Origin of the sequence: Mycolicibacterium sp. 624 (assembly GCF_040548615.1) — a bacterium.
Classification (GTDB): Bacteria; Actinomycetota; Actinomycetes; order Mycobacteriales; family Mycobacteriaceae; genus Mycobacterium.
On sequence record NZ_JBEPRZ010000002.1, the window covers coordinates 484,196 to 499,303 of the forward strand.

Consider the following 15,108-nt stretch of genomic DNA (forward strand, 5'->3'; position numbering starts at 1 on the left):
AATTTGGGATGTGCCCGCTAGCGCAGCCCCGGCGCCGCCTTACCGCTGATCAACGGCAGGTCGAGGTAGGTCACTATGCCAGGGACCGCCTCGCACACCGCGGGCACCGAGTTCACACAGTGCGCGGCAGTGGCGACGATTCCGGACTCCGGGGCCTCGTCACCGAATTCTGACTGGAATCCCTTGAAGCTCACCGTGATATCGGGATTGCCCTTCACCTCGACCTCGTAGCGCTGCCCCTCGGGCCCGAATGTCCATGCGGGATCGAGGTTCTCCTCACCCATGAACCAGTTCACCGTGACCCTGACGACGACCTCGGCGCCGACGAGCGCCTCCCAGTGGAACTTTCGGGCCGCGACCTGGCCGGGCTCGATGACTCCCATCGGGGAGTCGATGGGCGCGGTCGCCACCGCGATCTCCTGGGTCGCCCGGATCTTCGGGTCGATGTTGAACCCGCACTTGTCGACGATCATCTTCACGGACTGGATGAAGCCACCGTCCAGCAGTTTCTGCATCGGTCCGGTCAGCGCCTTCTCCGGGGTGTCACCGAAACCCATCACGTACTTCAGCACGTCGGGTGCGTCATAGGTGCGCAGGTCGGAGAACTCCTCGGCGCGAACGAACGTCAAGCCGGTGGACATTATCGACATCATCAGCGGGAACTTGTCGCTGATACCGCCGGGCGCGATGCCTGTGCCGTGCAGCGTCACTCCGCCCTCGACCGCGGCGGCGCGCAACGGAGCGCCCTCCTTCTCCCCCGGGTAGAACCAGCCGACGGGGGTGACCACGTTCTTGCCCGACCGCAGCAGCGCCGCCACCTCGTCGGGGTTCGGCATCAGCGGCGCGTAGATGACCGCGTCGGCGTCGAGCGCCAGGATCTCGTCGACGCTGTTGGTCGCCGTCACCCCGAGCGACTCCCCACCGATCAGCTCGCCGACGTCCTTGCCGCTCTTGGCCTCCGAGTGCACCCAGCACCCGACGAGTTCCAGATCCGGGTGCTCGAGAACCCCCTTGATCGCGGCAACGCCGACCCCGCCGGTCGCCCACTGCACCACTCGCAACGTCATCCGGGTCTCCTCTCGAGGGCAAAACTGGAACACGTTCTAATTAATCTCTACACCACTCGGCGGCTCCGGACTGCACAATCAACACCGATGATTCTCGACTTCGGAGTTCTCGGCCCGCTGCAGGTGACGGCCAACGGGGCACCGCTGCCGCTTGGTACACCCAAGCAGCGGGCGGTGTTGGCGATGCTGGTGATGAGCCGCAACCGGCCCGTCAGCAGCGAGTCGTTGGTCAACGCGGCGTGGGAGCAGTACCCGCCGGCCGAACCGAAGGCCAGCCTGCACTCCTACGTCTCGAATCTGCGACGCCTACTCGCCGGGGTGGGACTCGACGCGAAGACCGTTCTGGCCAGCGCCCCGCCCGGGTATCGACTCTCGGTGGCCGACGCCGACACCGACATCGGCCGGTTCGTCGCACACAAGACCGCTGGCGTGCAGGCCGCCGCCGCAGGCCAATTCGAGCAAGCCAGCGAGCACCTGGAGAACGCACTCGCCGAGTGGCGTGGCGCTGTCCTCGAAGACCTGCGGGACTTCGACTTCGTCGACCCGTTCGCCACCGCACTGATGGAGGACAAGGTCGTCGCACACACGGCGCGAGCCGAATCCGAGATCGCCTGCAACCGCGCCTACGCGGTGATAGGCGATCTGGAGGCTCTCGTCGCCGCGCATCCGTACCGGGAACCATTGTGGGCGCAGTTGATCACCGCCTACTACGTCACCGAGCGGCAGTCCGATGCACTCGACGCCCACCAACGGCTGAAGACGACACTCGCCGACGATCTCGGCATCGATCCCGGGCCCACCATCCGCACACTGCACGAACGGATCCTGCGCCAGGAACCGTTGAACGCCAGGAAGGCCGCGCAGACCACGGCGGTGCACAAGATCGACAACATCGGCCTGCGGACCGCGGTCGATGACCAGACCCCGCTGGCGCACCTGCGCGCCACCGCCGGTGCGACGGCCGGACGCGTTCATCCGCTGCTCGCCGCGGCCACGCGCATAGGCCGCCTGCCCCACAACGACATCGTGCTCGACGACCCCAACGTCAGCAGGCACCACGCGGTCATCATCGACACAGGCACCAGCTTCGTCATCACCGACCTGCGCTCGGCCAACGGCCTCGAGGTCAACGACCAGCGGATTCGCCGTACGGCCACCCTCCGCGGCGGGGACCGCATTCGCATCTGCGACCACGATTTCACCTTCGAGGTCGGCGGTCACGCAGAGCCCTGACCGGCATGTTCCGCTGTAGCGGACCCACCCCTGGCACTAGGGTGCTAGCTGGCACGCCAGGCAGGTGCCGACGTTGGCATTGGTCGAGGGGAACGGGGCAGATGAGCGAGCCGAATTCACGTGAAGGCACCCAGTTCGGGCCCTACCGCCTGGTGCGGCTCATCGGCAAGGGCGGCATGGGCGAGGTCTACGAGGCCCAGGACACCGTCAAGGACCGCGTCGTCGCCCTGAAACTGCTGCCGGAGAGCGTGTCCCACGACCCGGTGTTCCGCAAGCGACTGCAGCGCGAGGCCCATTCGGCGGGCCGCCTGCAGGAGCCCCACGTCGTACCCATCCACGACTACGGCGAGGTCGACGGCACGCTGTTCGTCGACATGCGCATGATCGAAGGGTCCGATCTTCGCAAGCTGCTGAGGAACTTCGGGCCGATGACGCCCGCGCGTGCCGTGGCGATCGTGCGTCAGATCGCGTCCGCGCTGGACGCCGCGCACGAGAGCGGCATCATGCACCGCGACGTCAAGCCGGAGAACATCCTGGTCACCCACGACGACTTCGTCTATCTGGTGGACTTCGGCATCGCCAACGCGGCCAGCGACGAGAAGCTGACCGAGATGGGCACCGCCGTAGGCACTTACGCGTACATGGCTCCCGAGCGGTTCACCACCGACGAGGTCACCTACCGCGCCGACGTCTACGCGCTGGCGTGTGTCCTCTACGAGTGTCTCGCCGGGTCGCAGCCGTACACCGGTGACAGCGTCAGCATGGTCATCACCGGCCACCTGATGCAGCCGATTCCACAGCCCAGCGTCGAACGGCCGGGCATCCCTTCCGCATTCGACGACGTGATCGCGCGCGGTATGGCCAAGAAGCCCGACGAACGGTTCGTGTCGGCCGGGGACCTGGCGATGGCAGCCACCTCGGCGCTGACGGCGCGCGACCAGGATCAGGCCGAGACGATCCTGCAGCACGGTCAGGGCGCCGTGACCCCGGCGCTGCCGCTGGACCAGAACGCGACGATGGCCGCACCGGGACTGCTGATACCGCAATCCGGGGCGACCCCGCCACCACCACCGGGCCAGCCCTACGGAGTGGCACCTGCCCCGTACGGCGCTGCGACACCGCCGCCCCCGCCGCCCCCGCCGGGCCAGCCCTACGGCTTCGCCGGGTACACGCCTCCACCGCCGACTGCGGGTGGCACCGGCGGGCCACCGTCGTGGAATCCGCCGCCAGGGTCGACTCCCCCAGGCGGGAGCAAGGTTCCATGGATTCCGCTTGCCGCGATAGGTGGCGTCGCGATGCTGCTCATCGCCGCCCTTGGCATCTTCCTGGTGGTCAAGTCCGACGACGAGGCATCGGGTCCGACGACGCCGATGACGAGCACCAAGAAGTCGACCAGCGAGCGCTCCTCGCCCACACGCACCAGGCCCACGGACGAGCCGGGCAACCCGGATTCGTACGGCGCCCAGCTGTTGGCGCTGGTTCCGCAGGGCTACCCGACGAGCGTCTGCGAGGTCGCGTCGCCGCCGGCACCCGGCGCGCTCGCCACCGTCGATTGCGGTCTGTCCACGCAACCCGGCGGACCGCACGCGGCCAGGTACTCGCTGTTCGCGGACGTGGATCAGCTGGCACAGCACTTCGCCGCCTCCGCCGCCGAGAACGAGGAGATCTTCGCGTGTCCCGGAAGTGACATGGACTCGCCGGCGGACTGGAACTACAAGCGCTCACCCGACGTGGTGGCCGGGCAGGTCGCGTGCGGTACCTACCAGGGCAACGCCGACGTGATGTGGACTCAGAACGACGAACTGCTACTCGCCGACGTGCAGGGCCCCAACATCGACGAGCTACACACCTGGTGGCTGAACTACAGCTAGTCGCGGGCACCAAGGATTCGACAAGAATTCCTCAAGAGGTCCGACGGATGGTGATGTCAGTCCGGGAACACCCGGAGCGACACGACATCACCAGGAGCACCCATGTTCAGCATTCGGATCGGGCTCACCGTCGCAACAGCGCTCATGGCGGGTGCGCTCGGTGTGGCCGCGCTCGGGCTGGCGGGCACCGCCGGTGCGCTGCGCTCATCGGACGCCTCGTTTCTCGACGCCATCAGCGCCGAGGGCATCGGATTCGACAGTCCGGCCACGGCGATCTCCAATGGGCACTACGTCTGCGCAGCACTGGACGACGGTGTCTCCCTGCCGGACCTGGGCAGCGAGATCCTGACCTACACCGATCTCTCGGAACATCAGGCGGCGGTGTTCGTGGTCTCGGCCGTGGAGAACTACTGCCCGGAGCACACCGACCTGTTCGAGTGATCCCGGCCGCGTTGTAAGTTGCAAGAAACGCAGCGTCGCGAAGGGATCAGCAATGCCGAAAGCCAAGAACCGCGTCTTCGTCGTGGGTGTGGGTATGACGAAGTTCGAGAAGCCCGGTAGCCGCGAGGGCTGGGATTACCCGCAGATGGCGAAGGAGTCGGGCACCAAGGCACTCGAGGACGCCGGTATCGCCTACACCGAGGTCGAGCAGGGCTACGTCGGATACTGCTCGGGCGACTCGACGTCCGGGCAGCGGGCGCTCTACGAGCTGGGCATGACGGGTATCCCGATCGTCAACGTCAACAACAACTGTTCGACGGGATCCACGGCGCTCTACCTGGCGGCGCAGTCCATCCGCGGCGGGCTGGCCGACTGTGTCATGGCGCTGGGCTTCGAGAAGATGCAGCCGGGCTCGCTTGGTGGCGGCGCGCAGGACCGGGAGTCGCCGCTGGGCAACCACGTCAAGGCGCTCGCGGCGATCGACGAGTTCGCATTCCCGGTGGCGCCCTGGATGTTCGGCGCCGCGGGTCGCGAGCACATGAAGAAGTACGGCACCACCGCCGAGCACTTCGCCAAGATCGGCTACAAGAACCACAAGCACTCGGTCAACAACCCGTATGCGCAGTTCCAGGACGAGTACTCGCTCGAGGACATTCTCGGCGCGCGGATGATCTCGGACCCGCTGACCAAGCTGCAGTGCTCGCCGACCTCGGACGGCTCGGGCGCGGCGATCGTGGTCAGCGAGGACTACGTGGCCAAGCACGGGCTCGCCGCCCAGGCCGTGGAGATCGTCGGCCAGTCGATGACCACCGACTTCGCCAGCACATTCGACGGCAGCGCCGCCAACATCATCGGCTATGACATGAACGTGCAAGCCGCCCAACAGGTTTACGCCCAGTCAGGGCTCGGCCCCGAGGACTTCCAGGTCATCGAGCTGCACGACTGCTTCTCGGCCAACGAACTGCTGCTGTATGAGGCCCTGGGCCTGTGTGGTGAGGGCGAGGCACCCAAGCTGATCGACGACGGTGACACCACCTACGGCGGACGCTGGGTGGTCAACCCGTCGGGCGGCCTGATCTCCAAGGGTCACCCGCTTGGCGCCACCGGGCTGGCTCAGTGCGCCGAGCTGACCTGGCAGCTGCGCGGCACCGCGGACAAGCGTCAGGTCGACGGCGTCACCGCCGCCCTGCAGCACAACATCGGCCTCGGCGGCGCGGCCGTCGTCACCGCCTACCAGCGCGCCGACAGGTAACCCCTCCCTCGAACGTGAAGAAGATGGCGACCTTCCGCTCTCAAAGTCAATTGGTTGGTGCAACGGTGGCGGTTTAGGCGGCTTGGCTGAGGAGTGTCGCGAGGCGGTCTGCGGGTGTGTCGAGGTCGAGGGTGGGTCTGGGGCGCTTGTTGAGGGTGTCTTGGATTCGTTTGAGGTCGTCTTTGGTGTGCACGCGTAGGTCGGTGCCCTTTTCGAACCAGAACCTCAGTAGCCGGTTGGTGTTCTCGTTGGAGCCGCGTTGCCAGGGTGAATGCGGGTCGCAGAAGTAAACCGGGGTCTGTAACTGCAGCGAGATGTCCTGCCATCGGGCCATTTCGCTGCCGCGGTCCCACGTGATGGTGCGACGCAGATGGGCCGGCAGCTCGCTCATCGTCTCGATCATCGCAGTGGCCACTGACTCGGCGGTGTGGTCAGTGGGCAGGTGCAACAAGATGGTGAATCGCGTGCTGCGCTCGACGAGCGTGCCGATCGCGCTTGTGCCCCGGGCGCCCAGAATGAGGTCCCCCTCCCAATGCCCGGGCACGGCCCGGTCCTCGACTTGGGCGGGTCGCTGGCTGATGGTGAGCACACCATTGAACTTGTCGCGCCGCTCGGTACGGCCCTGGGTTTTGCGCGCCGCTCTTCTTGTCGACAACTGCTTGTGCAGGTCTGCGCGCAGCTGGCCGCGGCCTTGCACGTACAGGCTGGTGTAGATGGTTTCGTGGCTCACCCGTGCCAGCCTGTCACCGGGGTAATCGTGGGCCAACATCTCGGCGATCAGTTTCGGGCTCCACCCCTGATCCATCCACTCGGCGATCTGGGCGCACAGCCCGGGGTCATCGAGTTTGAACCCTCTGGGCCGCTTGGCTTTCTGCGCGGCCCGGCTGTGGGCCATCCTGGCGTGGTAGTCCCCATCAGCGTTGCGGTTGCGGCGCACTTCGCGCCATACCGTGCTGCGGTCACGCCTGATCTGGGCGGCGATCGCAGCACAACTGAGCCCAGCATCGACACCACGCATGATCGCGATGCGCTCATCCAGATTCAGTCGATGACCCCGACCACCCGGACCGTCAGGATCTCCCTGCTCAGCCAGCCCTCGTTCGATGTTGCCGCCCCACAGAAGCTTCATCGCTCCAGCGTTGCGCCACCACACCCACGCCGCGGTCGTTGACACGCCCATCTGACGGGCCGTCTCGATCAGCGGCGCCCCCTGACACACCCGATCAAACAACTCCCGCCGCGTCGAACGCGGATGCGGATACCCACTCGGCACGGCAACCTCCCAAATCCATGGATGTTGCACTGACCGTATGAAGATGCGGCTCGGAAGTCGCCATCTTCCTCACGTTCGGCGGGTGTTCGGTCAGCTGAGGGTGACCACCTCGTAGCCCCCGTCGGCGTGACGGGCGCGGATGGTCTTCTTGTCGTACTTGCCGACGCTGGTCCGGGGCACCTGGTCGATGAACGTCCACCGTTCGGGCAGCCACCACCGGACGACGCGCTGGGCCAGGAACTCCCGCAGTTCGGCGGGTGTGGCCTGCGCGTTCTCGTTGAGGACGACGACGGCCAGCGGCCGCTCCTGCCATCTGTCATCGGGCACGCCGACGACCGATGCCTCGAGCACCGCGGGGTGCGCGATCAGGTGGTTCTCCAGTTCGACCGACGAGATCCACTCCCCGCCGGACTTGATCACGTCCTTGGCGCGGTCGGTGAGCGTCACGTAGCCGAGCGGGTCGATGCAGCCGACGTCACCGGTGCGCAGCCAGCCGTTGTCGAACTTGGACTCATCACGGTTGAGGTAGTAGGACCCGGTCACCCATGGGCCGCGGACCTCGATCTCGCCAACGGCCTTGCCGTCGTGTGCCATCGGGTCTCCCTCGTCATCGACGATCCGAACCTCGACACCACACGCCGGACGGCCCTGGGAGGAGCGCAGCGCCCAGTGCAGCTCCTCGGAGACGCCCGGCACGGGAATCGCCACCGTCGCGACCGGGGACGTCTCGGTCATCCCCCATGCCTGCTGGATCCGTACGCCATAGCGCTGCTCGAACACCTCCATGAGCGACCGGGGCACCGCCGAGCCGCCGCACGCGACCAGGCGCAGCGACGAGATGTCATGGCCCGGATGGCCTTCCAGGTGGTGAAGCACGTCATTCCAGATGGTCGGCACCGCCCCGGCCACCGTCGGGCGGCGGGTCTCGATCAGGTCGATCAGCGACACCGCGTCCATGAAGCGGTCGGGCATCACCAGATCCGCGCCGGCCATCAGCGCGGCATAGGGCAGCCCCCAGGCGTTGGCGTGGAACATCGGCACGATCGGCAGCACCGAGTCGCCGACGCCGACGCCGAGCACGTTGGTGGTGCAGGAGCTCAGCGAGTGCAGGTAGGTCGACCGGTGGCTGTAGACGACACCCTTCGGGTTTCCGGTTGTGCCGCTGGTGTAACACATTGCCGCAGCGGATGTTTCGTCCAGCTCCGGCCAGTCGAAGTCCGGCGACTGACCGGCCAGCACCTCGTCGTAGCGCAGCACCGTCTTACCGGAGGCGGTCAGCGGCGCCAGGTCGCCGTCGCCCACCACGATGATGGTATGCACGGTCTCGAGCGACGGGAGGACGGGCGCCAGCAGGGCCGTCAGCGACACGTCGACGACGATCACCTTGTCCTCGGCCTCGTTGGCGATGAACGCGATCTGTTCGGGTGAGAGCCGGATGTTGAGCGTGTGCAGCACCGCGCCCATCGACGGGGCCGCCAGGTAGACCGCGAGGTGCTCGGCGTTGTTCCACATGAACGTGCCGACCCGATCGTCACCCGTGATGCCCAGGCCACGCAACGCGTTCGCCAGCCGACCGACCTGCTCGCCGAGTTCGCGGTAGCTGGTCGAGCGGTAGCGCCCGTCACCCATCGCGGTCGTCACGGTGCGGTCACCGCTCACACCGACTGCGTGTCGCAGGATCGCGGCAACGGTCAATGGGACGTCCTGCATTGTGCTGAGCATCACTCCACCCTTCGGTTGGCCGCGATGTTATCGCCGGGGACCGGCGGTGTCGGCGGTTCCGTCACAGCCGGCTTCGCGCCGGTGGAACGAATCGGTAGCCGTCGACGATCTACAAGGGGAATAGGCTCAACATTTCAGCAGATAGGGGGCGCACCATGCGTCCGTCATTATTTCTTGCCACATTCGCCACTTCCGTCGCAGCCGTACTGCTGGGACCCGCCGCCGTGGCCCACGCCGACGAGACGCCGCAGGAGACGATCAGCCGGTTGCAGGAGCAGGGCTACACCGTGAACGTCGACCGGGTCGGCAACGGCCGGATCAACGACTGCGTCGTCACCAGCGTGCGCAACCCGCAGGTCCAGACCGACACCATTCGCGACTACTACGGCAAGCCGGACGAGAACGGCAACCGGAAGTACCGACTCATCGAGGTGGTCGTCAGCCAGTCGATCTCGGTGTCGCTGGACTGCACCGGCTGACCGCCCGCGCGGAGCCGCTCCGGTTCCCACCGCGGGTTAACTAGGGAATGATGGGTTGGACACGACAGGAGGCGCGGATGCGTAGTAGGTGGGCGGTCACGCCGATGGTCATCGCGACGGCCGGGGTCCTCGGTGCCGCACTCGCCACGGCGGGTGTCGCAGGCGCCGACGAGGAGTCCGCGAGCGAGGTCATCTCGCGTCTTCAGTCCCAGGGCTACACCGTGACGCTCGACAAGATCGGCACCGGCCCGATCGACTCGTGCACCGTCAGCAGTGTGCGAAACCCCCAGTCGGTATCGCAGTTGGTGCCCTACGTCGGCCCCGGCCTCGGTGGCGACCGCATCCTCGTCCCGCAGACCAATCAGACGGTGTCGGTGTCGCTGATCTGCTGACGCCGGTCTCCGCGAGGCTCAGCGGCTGGAGCAGTCCAACGACACCGTGATGGAGCGTCGCACCACCACCTCGATGAAGCGGTCGCGGTCGTCGTGTCCCCCGTCCACGCGGACCAGCCGGGTCTGTTCCTGCGGGTTGCGGACGCTGGTGACCTCACACTCCGAAAGTGGTGCGCTACCAATGCGATCCACCCGGACGTCGAAGCCCTGCGCCTCGAGTTGGCCGATGGTGACGATCGCCGATGTCGAGCCGGGCGCGGCCAGTGCCGCCGGAGCGACGAGCACACCGATGGCCACGGCGCCCAGCGCGAGAATGCTCAAGGGTGCGGCACGCATGTCGAATCTCCTTCTCCCCGACCGTTCCGGCTGACGTAGCCGTTCACCTGGAGAACGAGACGTGGCGCCGTCCGGTTCACCTCGGCAGCCCACCGACACGACGGAACCCGGCCAGGCTGACCTGACCGGGTCCGTCGTGACGCGCCCTACACCGAGGCGGGGACTCGCTCCTGCCTTGGCTCTTCGACGCGCGCGTCGTGGTCGGAGTCGACCATCGTCAGCTCGTTGAACGGATCGTCGCCGCGCAGCACCTCATCGACGCGGTCCTTGTCGATGGTGTGCGTCCACGACCCGACCAGGATCGTGGCCACCGCGTTACCCGAGAAGTTGGTCAGCGCGCGCGCCTCGGACATGAACCGGTCGATACCGACGATCAGGCCGACACCGTCGAGCAGATCGGGGCGGTGGGCTTGCAGCCCACCGGCCAATGTGGCGAGGCCCGCACCGGTGACCCCGGCGGCGCCCTTGGAGGCGACGATCATGAACACCAGCAGACCGATCTGCTCACCCAGTGACAGCGGATCGCCAAGGGCGCCAGCGATGAACAGCGACGCCATGGTCAGGTAGATCGCGGTGCCGTCGAGGTTGAACGAGTAACCGGTGGGCACCACCACGCCGACCGTCGTGCGCTCGACGCCGAGATGCTCCATCTTGGCGATCAGACGCGGCAGCGCGGACTCCGAGGACGATGTCGACACGATCAGCAGATACTCGCGGGCGAGGTAGCGCACGAGCTTGAAGATGGACACCCCGGCGACCACCCGCAGGATCGTTCCCAGCACGCCGAACACGAAGACCACGCAGGTGATGTAGAAGCCCAGCATGAGTCCGAGCAGCTGGGTGACGGCGGTCCAGCCGGTCTGGCCGACGACGTTGGCGATCGCACCGAAGGCACCGATCGGAGCCAGCCACAGGATCATCACCAGGACCTTGAACACCAGCTTCTGCAGCGACGCGATCGCCCGCAGCGCCGGCTCACCGGCGGTGCCCATTCCCTGCAGCGCGAATCCGACCAGCAGGGCGATGAACAATGCCTGAAGCACGCTGCCGGCGGTCAGCGCCGAGAACAGCGTGTCCGGGATGATGCCCTGGACGAAGTCCACCAAACCGCCGGCCTCGTGGGCCGTCTCGGCGAGTTCGGCGCCCTTGCCCGACGCGGATTCGGTGAGATGCATGCCGGTGCCCGGGTGCAGGAGGTTGCCGACCACCAGACCGATCGCCAGGGCGAACGTCGACATCCCCAGGAAGTAGACGAATGCCAGCCCGCCGACCTTGCCGACGGTGGCGGCCTTGCGCACCGATCCGATGCCCAAGACGATGGTGCAGAAGATGACTGGCGCGATCATCATCTTGATCAGGTTGACGAACATGGTGCCGAGAACGCCGACGCTCTTGCCGACCTCTGGGGCCAGTAGACCGACGGCGACACCGGCGATGACCGCGACGATCACGGCGATGTAGAGCCAGTGCGTGCGGTCCCGCTTCCCCGACTTCTCGTTGTCCGGGGGTGCGGATGTGTCCGGATGGGTGGCCATGGGAGTTCCTCCTGCTCGCAGCGCATCGGTTCGATGTGGTCTGCAAGGATGGTGTTCCCAGAAGTGAGCCAGGTCACGATTTAGTTCATTTAGTACAGGCCGCCCCCTGGGGTACGTCAGCGCTCGCGGGTGGCGAGGTGTTCGAGCAATCGCCGCTCGGCATGGTCGAGGTGTTGGTCTCCAAGTTGTGCCGCACGGTTAGCGTCACCGTCGACGATGGCCTTCAAGATCGCATCGTGCTCGGCGTGGATTTCGACGGGATCGAGCAGGTGGTGGCTCTGCACCTGCGCCAGACATAGGCGCATTTCGTTGACGACGAGGCAGTGTGCGCGGTCTAGATGCGGGCTGCCCAGGCTCCCCACTAGGCAAGTGTGCAAACGGATGTCGGCCTCCACAACGGTGACGACGTCGCCCTCATTGGCAGCACGCTTGAACGTCTCGTGCGCGGTCACGACCGTGTGAGCGAGCCGTCGATCCCGCGCGAGCAGGCCGTAGGCGTGGCTCTCCAGGAAGCGGCGCGCGAAGTAGAGATCCTTTACCTGGCTCTCGTCCAAGATCGGCACTCGCGCACTTCGGTGGGCCGTGCGCTGTAGGAGGCCCTCGGCTACGAGGTGCTCGATTGCGGCCTTTGCGGTCTGTCGCGCGACCCCATAGTCGCTGGACACCGAGGCCTCAGTCACCGGCCTACCGGCGGGGATGTCGTCGGTGAGGATGCGCTCGCGTAACGAAACGATGAGTGCTTCCCCGACGGACTGCGTCTTGAGTTCGAGCGGCATGCCAACGGTCCTTTCAGCGCATGTGAGATCTCAGAATATCTGCGAGGCAGCGAAACCACCGACAAGAAGACTTGATGGCTGTGATAACTTGACGAACAATTCTGAGACGGAGGACACATTGGGATTCACCCGGATCGTTCTCGCACCTGACAAGTTCAAGGGCAGCTTGTCCGCTGAAGAAGCGGTCGCCGCGATGACCCGCGGATGCGCTGACGTGGGCGCAGCGGAAGCGGCCGTCCCCCTCGCCATCGCCGATGGAGGCGATGGCAGCGTCGACGCAGCACTGCGATCCGGGTGGACTGAGCAGCGCGTGCCCAGTGTTGACGCCTGGTGCCGACCGGTCACCGCCCGCGTCGCGGTCAAGGACGAGAAGGCGATCATCGAGGTGGCAACGATCTGCGGAATGGGTGGCGCCCATCTGACACCCGCTGACGCGCTCGCCGCTACCAGCGTGGGTGTCGGCGTGGTCATTCGCGCCCTGCTCGACGAGGGCTTTCTGAACATCACCGTCGGACTCGGCGGCAGCGCGACCACCGACGGTGGCGCGGGAATGCTCACCGCGCTGGGTGTACGACTACTCGGTGCATCTGGTTCACCGGTCGGGGTGGGTGGCGGGGCTTTGCCGTCGGTGACCCATGTCGACATCAGCGGGCTGGACCCCCGACTGGCCACCACGCAGATGACGATGGCGTGCGACGTCGACAGCCCCATGGTCGGCCCGGACGGGTCGGCCGAGGTGTTCGGCCCTCAAAAGGGTGCCGACGACAGCGGTGTTCGATTGCTGTCCTTGGCGCTGAGGCATCTGGCCGACGCGGTCGAGCCCACCCTCAGGAAAATCGGTCTGCACCGGGCGCCCGGCTCCGGCGCGGCCGGCGGCCTGGCGTGGGCCGGAATGTTAATCGGAGCCGAATTACGTTCCGGCGCAGAATTATTCCTGGACATGCTCAGTGCACGCGACGTGCTCGCCGATGCCGATCTGGTGCTAACGGGGGAAGGAAGCCTCGACTCCCAGAGCCTGCGAGGCAAGGGGCCGGTCATGGTCGCAAGGCTGGCCGCCGATCTTGGCGTACCTGCGCTGGCCATTGTGGGCACCAATCGCCTTGACCAACCCGACGGCAACGGCCCATTTGCCGACGTGGTGGCGATCGACCAAATCGATCATCGGTGCGCAGAGGACCCGGCGCTGACGGCCCACCTGGTCCGTCACGCCGTCGCGAAGTCGTTGGACCGATTCTCCCCGGGCCAGCACATCGAATTCGAAGGAGCTCGCTAATGCAACGACCATGGAGCTGTGACACATTCGTCGCGCTGCCCGGTGCGACCCGCGCGGGGGCCACGATCTTCGGCAAGAACAGTGACCGCCCGGCAGGCGAGGCCCAACCCTTGCGGCGTAGCGCGGCCCGTAGCGCAGGTGACCCGTTGCGGCTGGCGTACGTGACCATCGATGATGCCGATGCCCACGCACACGTCGGGTCGGCGCCGTTCTGGTGTTGGGGATATGAGATCGGGGTCAATGAGCACAGAGTCGCGATCGGCAACGAGGCGTTATTCACGCGCTCCTGGGCGGCGGCGGTAGCCGCCGATCGCAGCGGAAGCGGTCCCGAACCCGGGCTGCTCGGCATGGAATTGGTCCGGCTCGGCCTGGAACGCGGCGCCACCGCACGAGAAGCACTCGGTGTGATGACCGATCTGCTCGAGCAATATGGGCAGTGGGGTTCGGCGATTGTCGCAAAGGACCACGGATCGGGTTCCTACGACAATGCGTATCTCATCGCAGACCCAACCGAGGCGTGGATCCTCGAGACGGCGGGCTCCGAGTGGGCGGCACGGCACGTGACGCAGGGCACCTATGCCATCAGCAACGAGATCTCGATCCGCACAGATGCAGACTCGACCAGCGAGGGTCTTTGCCGCCAGGCAGTCGATGCCGGCTGGTTTCCGGCCGGCCAAACCTTTGACGTGGCCGACGCCTACACCGATCCCGCCACCCCGTTGCAGGTCTCACACATCCGTCGGCGGCGCGCTGAGGCAATGCTGACGGCTGCGCGCGATCGGGGCGGATTGGACGTGGCCGGGGCGTTCGCAATTCTGCGCGACCATCTCGAGGGGACCTTCCTGGGTGGGCCAACTTTCGATGCGTCCCGGCCAGACTTCCTCACCTTGTGCATGCACGAGCATCCGTCGGGCTTCACCTGGGGAAACACAGCCGCATCTCTCGTCGTTGAACTGCACGACGACCCACAGCGGCCCGTCGCCCTGTGGTGGTGCCCCGTTACCCCGTGCACCGGCGTGTACCTACCATTCTTCGTCGACGCGCCTCGGCTCCCCGATGGAGCGCAGTTGCCGATGGCCGCCAACAACTCATGGGATCCGAGGCGGAGTTCACTCGCGACGTTCGATTCCGCGTCGTCGTGGTGGCAGTGGCAGCAACTCCTGGACGCAGCCAAGGATCCTGTGAGCAACGACTTCACCGGCCGCGCGCAGGTTATTAGGAGTGCCTTCAATCCGCTTGAAACTCGTTGGCGCAGTGCGATACCCGCACTGCCGAACAATCCGCGGGACCTCGAGGCGTTCACCAGAGACTGCCTCGACACTGCCACCGCCACCGTGGCAGATCTGCTCGAGTTCTTCGACACCGACCTCGGCCTGCCGATCGATCCGCGTTGGACACCCGCAACTTCCGCTTAACCGCCTTCATATCAGTCAGAACCTTCACCGCGCCGAATCGGCG

Annotated in this window: 14 protein-coding genes; 8 read left to right on the forward strand and 6 right to left on the reverse strand. The window is 66.2% G+C overall.

The window, feature by feature from the left end:
* Positions 1–17: 17 nt before the first annotated feature.
* Positions 18–1,067 carry an NAD(P)H-dependent amine dehydrogenase family protein gene (locus ABIA65_RS09290; RefSeq protein WP_354523332.1) on the reverse strand — a complete coding sequence of 350 codons (1,050 nt, stop codon included), beginning with the start codon at positions 1,065–1,067 and terminating at the stop codon, positions 18–20.
* 87 nt (positions 1,068–1,154) lie between these two features.
* Here ABIA65_RS09290 and ABIA65_RS09295 point away from each other — a divergent pair, with 87 nt between their 5' ends.
* From ABIA65_RS09295 to ABIA65_RS09310, 4 genes are all read left to right on the forward strand, one after another.
* A complete protein-coding gene (locus tag ABIA65_RS09295) occupies positions 1,155–2,300 on the forward strand; it encodes a BTAD domain-containing putative transcriptional regulator (RefSeq protein WP_241403594.1) in 1,146 nt (381 codons plus the stop codon).
* A gap of 101 nt (positions 2,301–2,401) precedes the next feature.
* Positions 2,402–4,171 (forward strand): serine/threonine-protein kinase, encoded by a 1,770-nt coding sequence (locus ABIA65_RS09300; RefSeq protein WP_241403593.1) that lies wholly within the window; start codon positions 2,402–2,404, stop codon positions 4,169–4,171.
* A gap of 102 nt (positions 4,172–4,273) precedes the next feature.
* Positions 4,274–4,612 (forward strand): DUF732 domain-containing protein, encoded by a 339-nt coding sequence (locus ABIA65_RS09305; protein WP_354523333.1) that lies wholly within the window; start codon positions 4,274–4,276, stop codon positions 4,610–4,612.
* Between the two features lie 52 nt (positions 4,613–4,664).
* Positions 4,665–5,864, forward strand: a complete 1,200-nt coding sequence (locus ABIA65_RS09310) for a lipid-transfer protein (RefSeq protein WP_354523334.1) — start codon at positions 4,665–4,667, stop codon at positions 5,862–5,864.
* Between the two features lie 73 nt (positions 5,865–5,937).
* Here ABIA65_RS09310 and ABIA65_RS09315 read toward each other — a convergent pair whose 3' ends face one another.
* Both ABIA65_RS09315 and ABIA65_RS09320 read right to left on the reverse strand, forming a co-directional pair.
* Positions 5,938–7,137 (reverse strand): IS30 family transposase, encoded by a 1,200-nt coding sequence (locus tag ABIA65_RS09315; RefSeq protein WP_354523335.1) that lies wholly within the window; start codon positions 7,135–7,137, stop codon positions 5,938–5,940.
* Between the two features lie 90 nt (positions 7,138–7,227).
* Positions 7,228–8,859: a fatty acid--CoA ligase gene (locus ABIA65_RS09320; RefSeq protein ID WP_354523336.1), complete on the reverse strand. Its 1,632-nt coding sequence runs from the start codon at positions 8,857–8,859 to the stop codon at positions 7,228–7,230.
* A gap of 155 nt (positions 8,860–9,014) precedes the next feature.
* On the opposite strand from ABIA65_RS09320, the gene ABIA65_RS09325 reads away from it, so the two are divergent.
* Positions 9,015–9,338, forward strand: a complete 324-nt coding sequence (locus ABIA65_RS09325; protein WP_354523337.1) for a hypothetical protein — start codon at positions 9,015–9,017, stop codon at positions 9,336–9,338.
* A gap of 77 nt (positions 9,339–9,415) precedes the next feature.
* On the forward strand, positions 9,416–9,730 hold the full coding sequence (locus tag ABIA65_RS09330) for a hypothetical protein (RefSeq protein WP_354523338.1): 315 nt from the start codon (positions 9,416–9,418) through the stop codon (positions 9,728–9,730).
* Positions 9,731–9,748: 18 nt separating this feature from the next.
* Here ABIA65_RS09330 and ABIA65_RS09335 read toward each other — a convergent pair whose 3' ends face one another.
* From ABIA65_RS09335 to ABIA65_RS09345, 3 genes are all read right to left on the reverse strand, one after another.
* Entirely contained in the window at positions 9,749–10,066 is a 318-nt protein-coding gene (locus tag ABIA65_RS09335) for a hypothetical protein (RefSeq protein WP_354523339.1), read from the reverse strand.
* A 146-nt stretch (positions 10,067–10,212) separates the two neighbouring features.
* A complete protein-coding gene (locus ABIA65_RS09340) occupies positions 10,213–11,601 on the reverse strand; it encodes a cation:dicarboxylate symporter family transporter (RefSeq protein ID WP_354523341.1) in 1,389 nt (462 codons plus the stop codon).
* Between the two features lie 116 nt (positions 11,602–11,717).
* Complete coding sequence (locus ABIA65_RS09345) at positions 11,718–12,377, reverse strand: GntR family transcriptional regulator (protein ID WP_241403585.1); 660 nt, start codon at positions 12,375–12,377, stop codon at positions 11,718–11,720.
* Between the two features lie 88 nt (positions 12,378–12,465).
* Between ABIA65_RS09345 and ABIA65_RS09350 the strand changes: the two genes are divergently transcribed.
* Complete coding sequence (locus tag ABIA65_RS09350) at positions 12,466–13,650, forward strand: glycerate kinase (RefSeq protein WP_354523342.1); 1,185 nt, start codon at positions 12,466–12,468, stop codon at positions 13,648–13,650.
* A complete protein-coding gene (locus ABIA65_RS09355) occupies positions 13,650–15,065 on the forward strand; it encodes a C69 family dipeptidase (RefSeq protein WP_354523343.1) in 1,416 nt (471 codons plus the stop codon). The genes ABIA65_RS09350 and ABIA65_RS09355 overlap by 1 nt, the downstream gene beginning before the upstream one ends.
* Positions 15,066–15,108 lie beyond the last annotated feature (43 nt).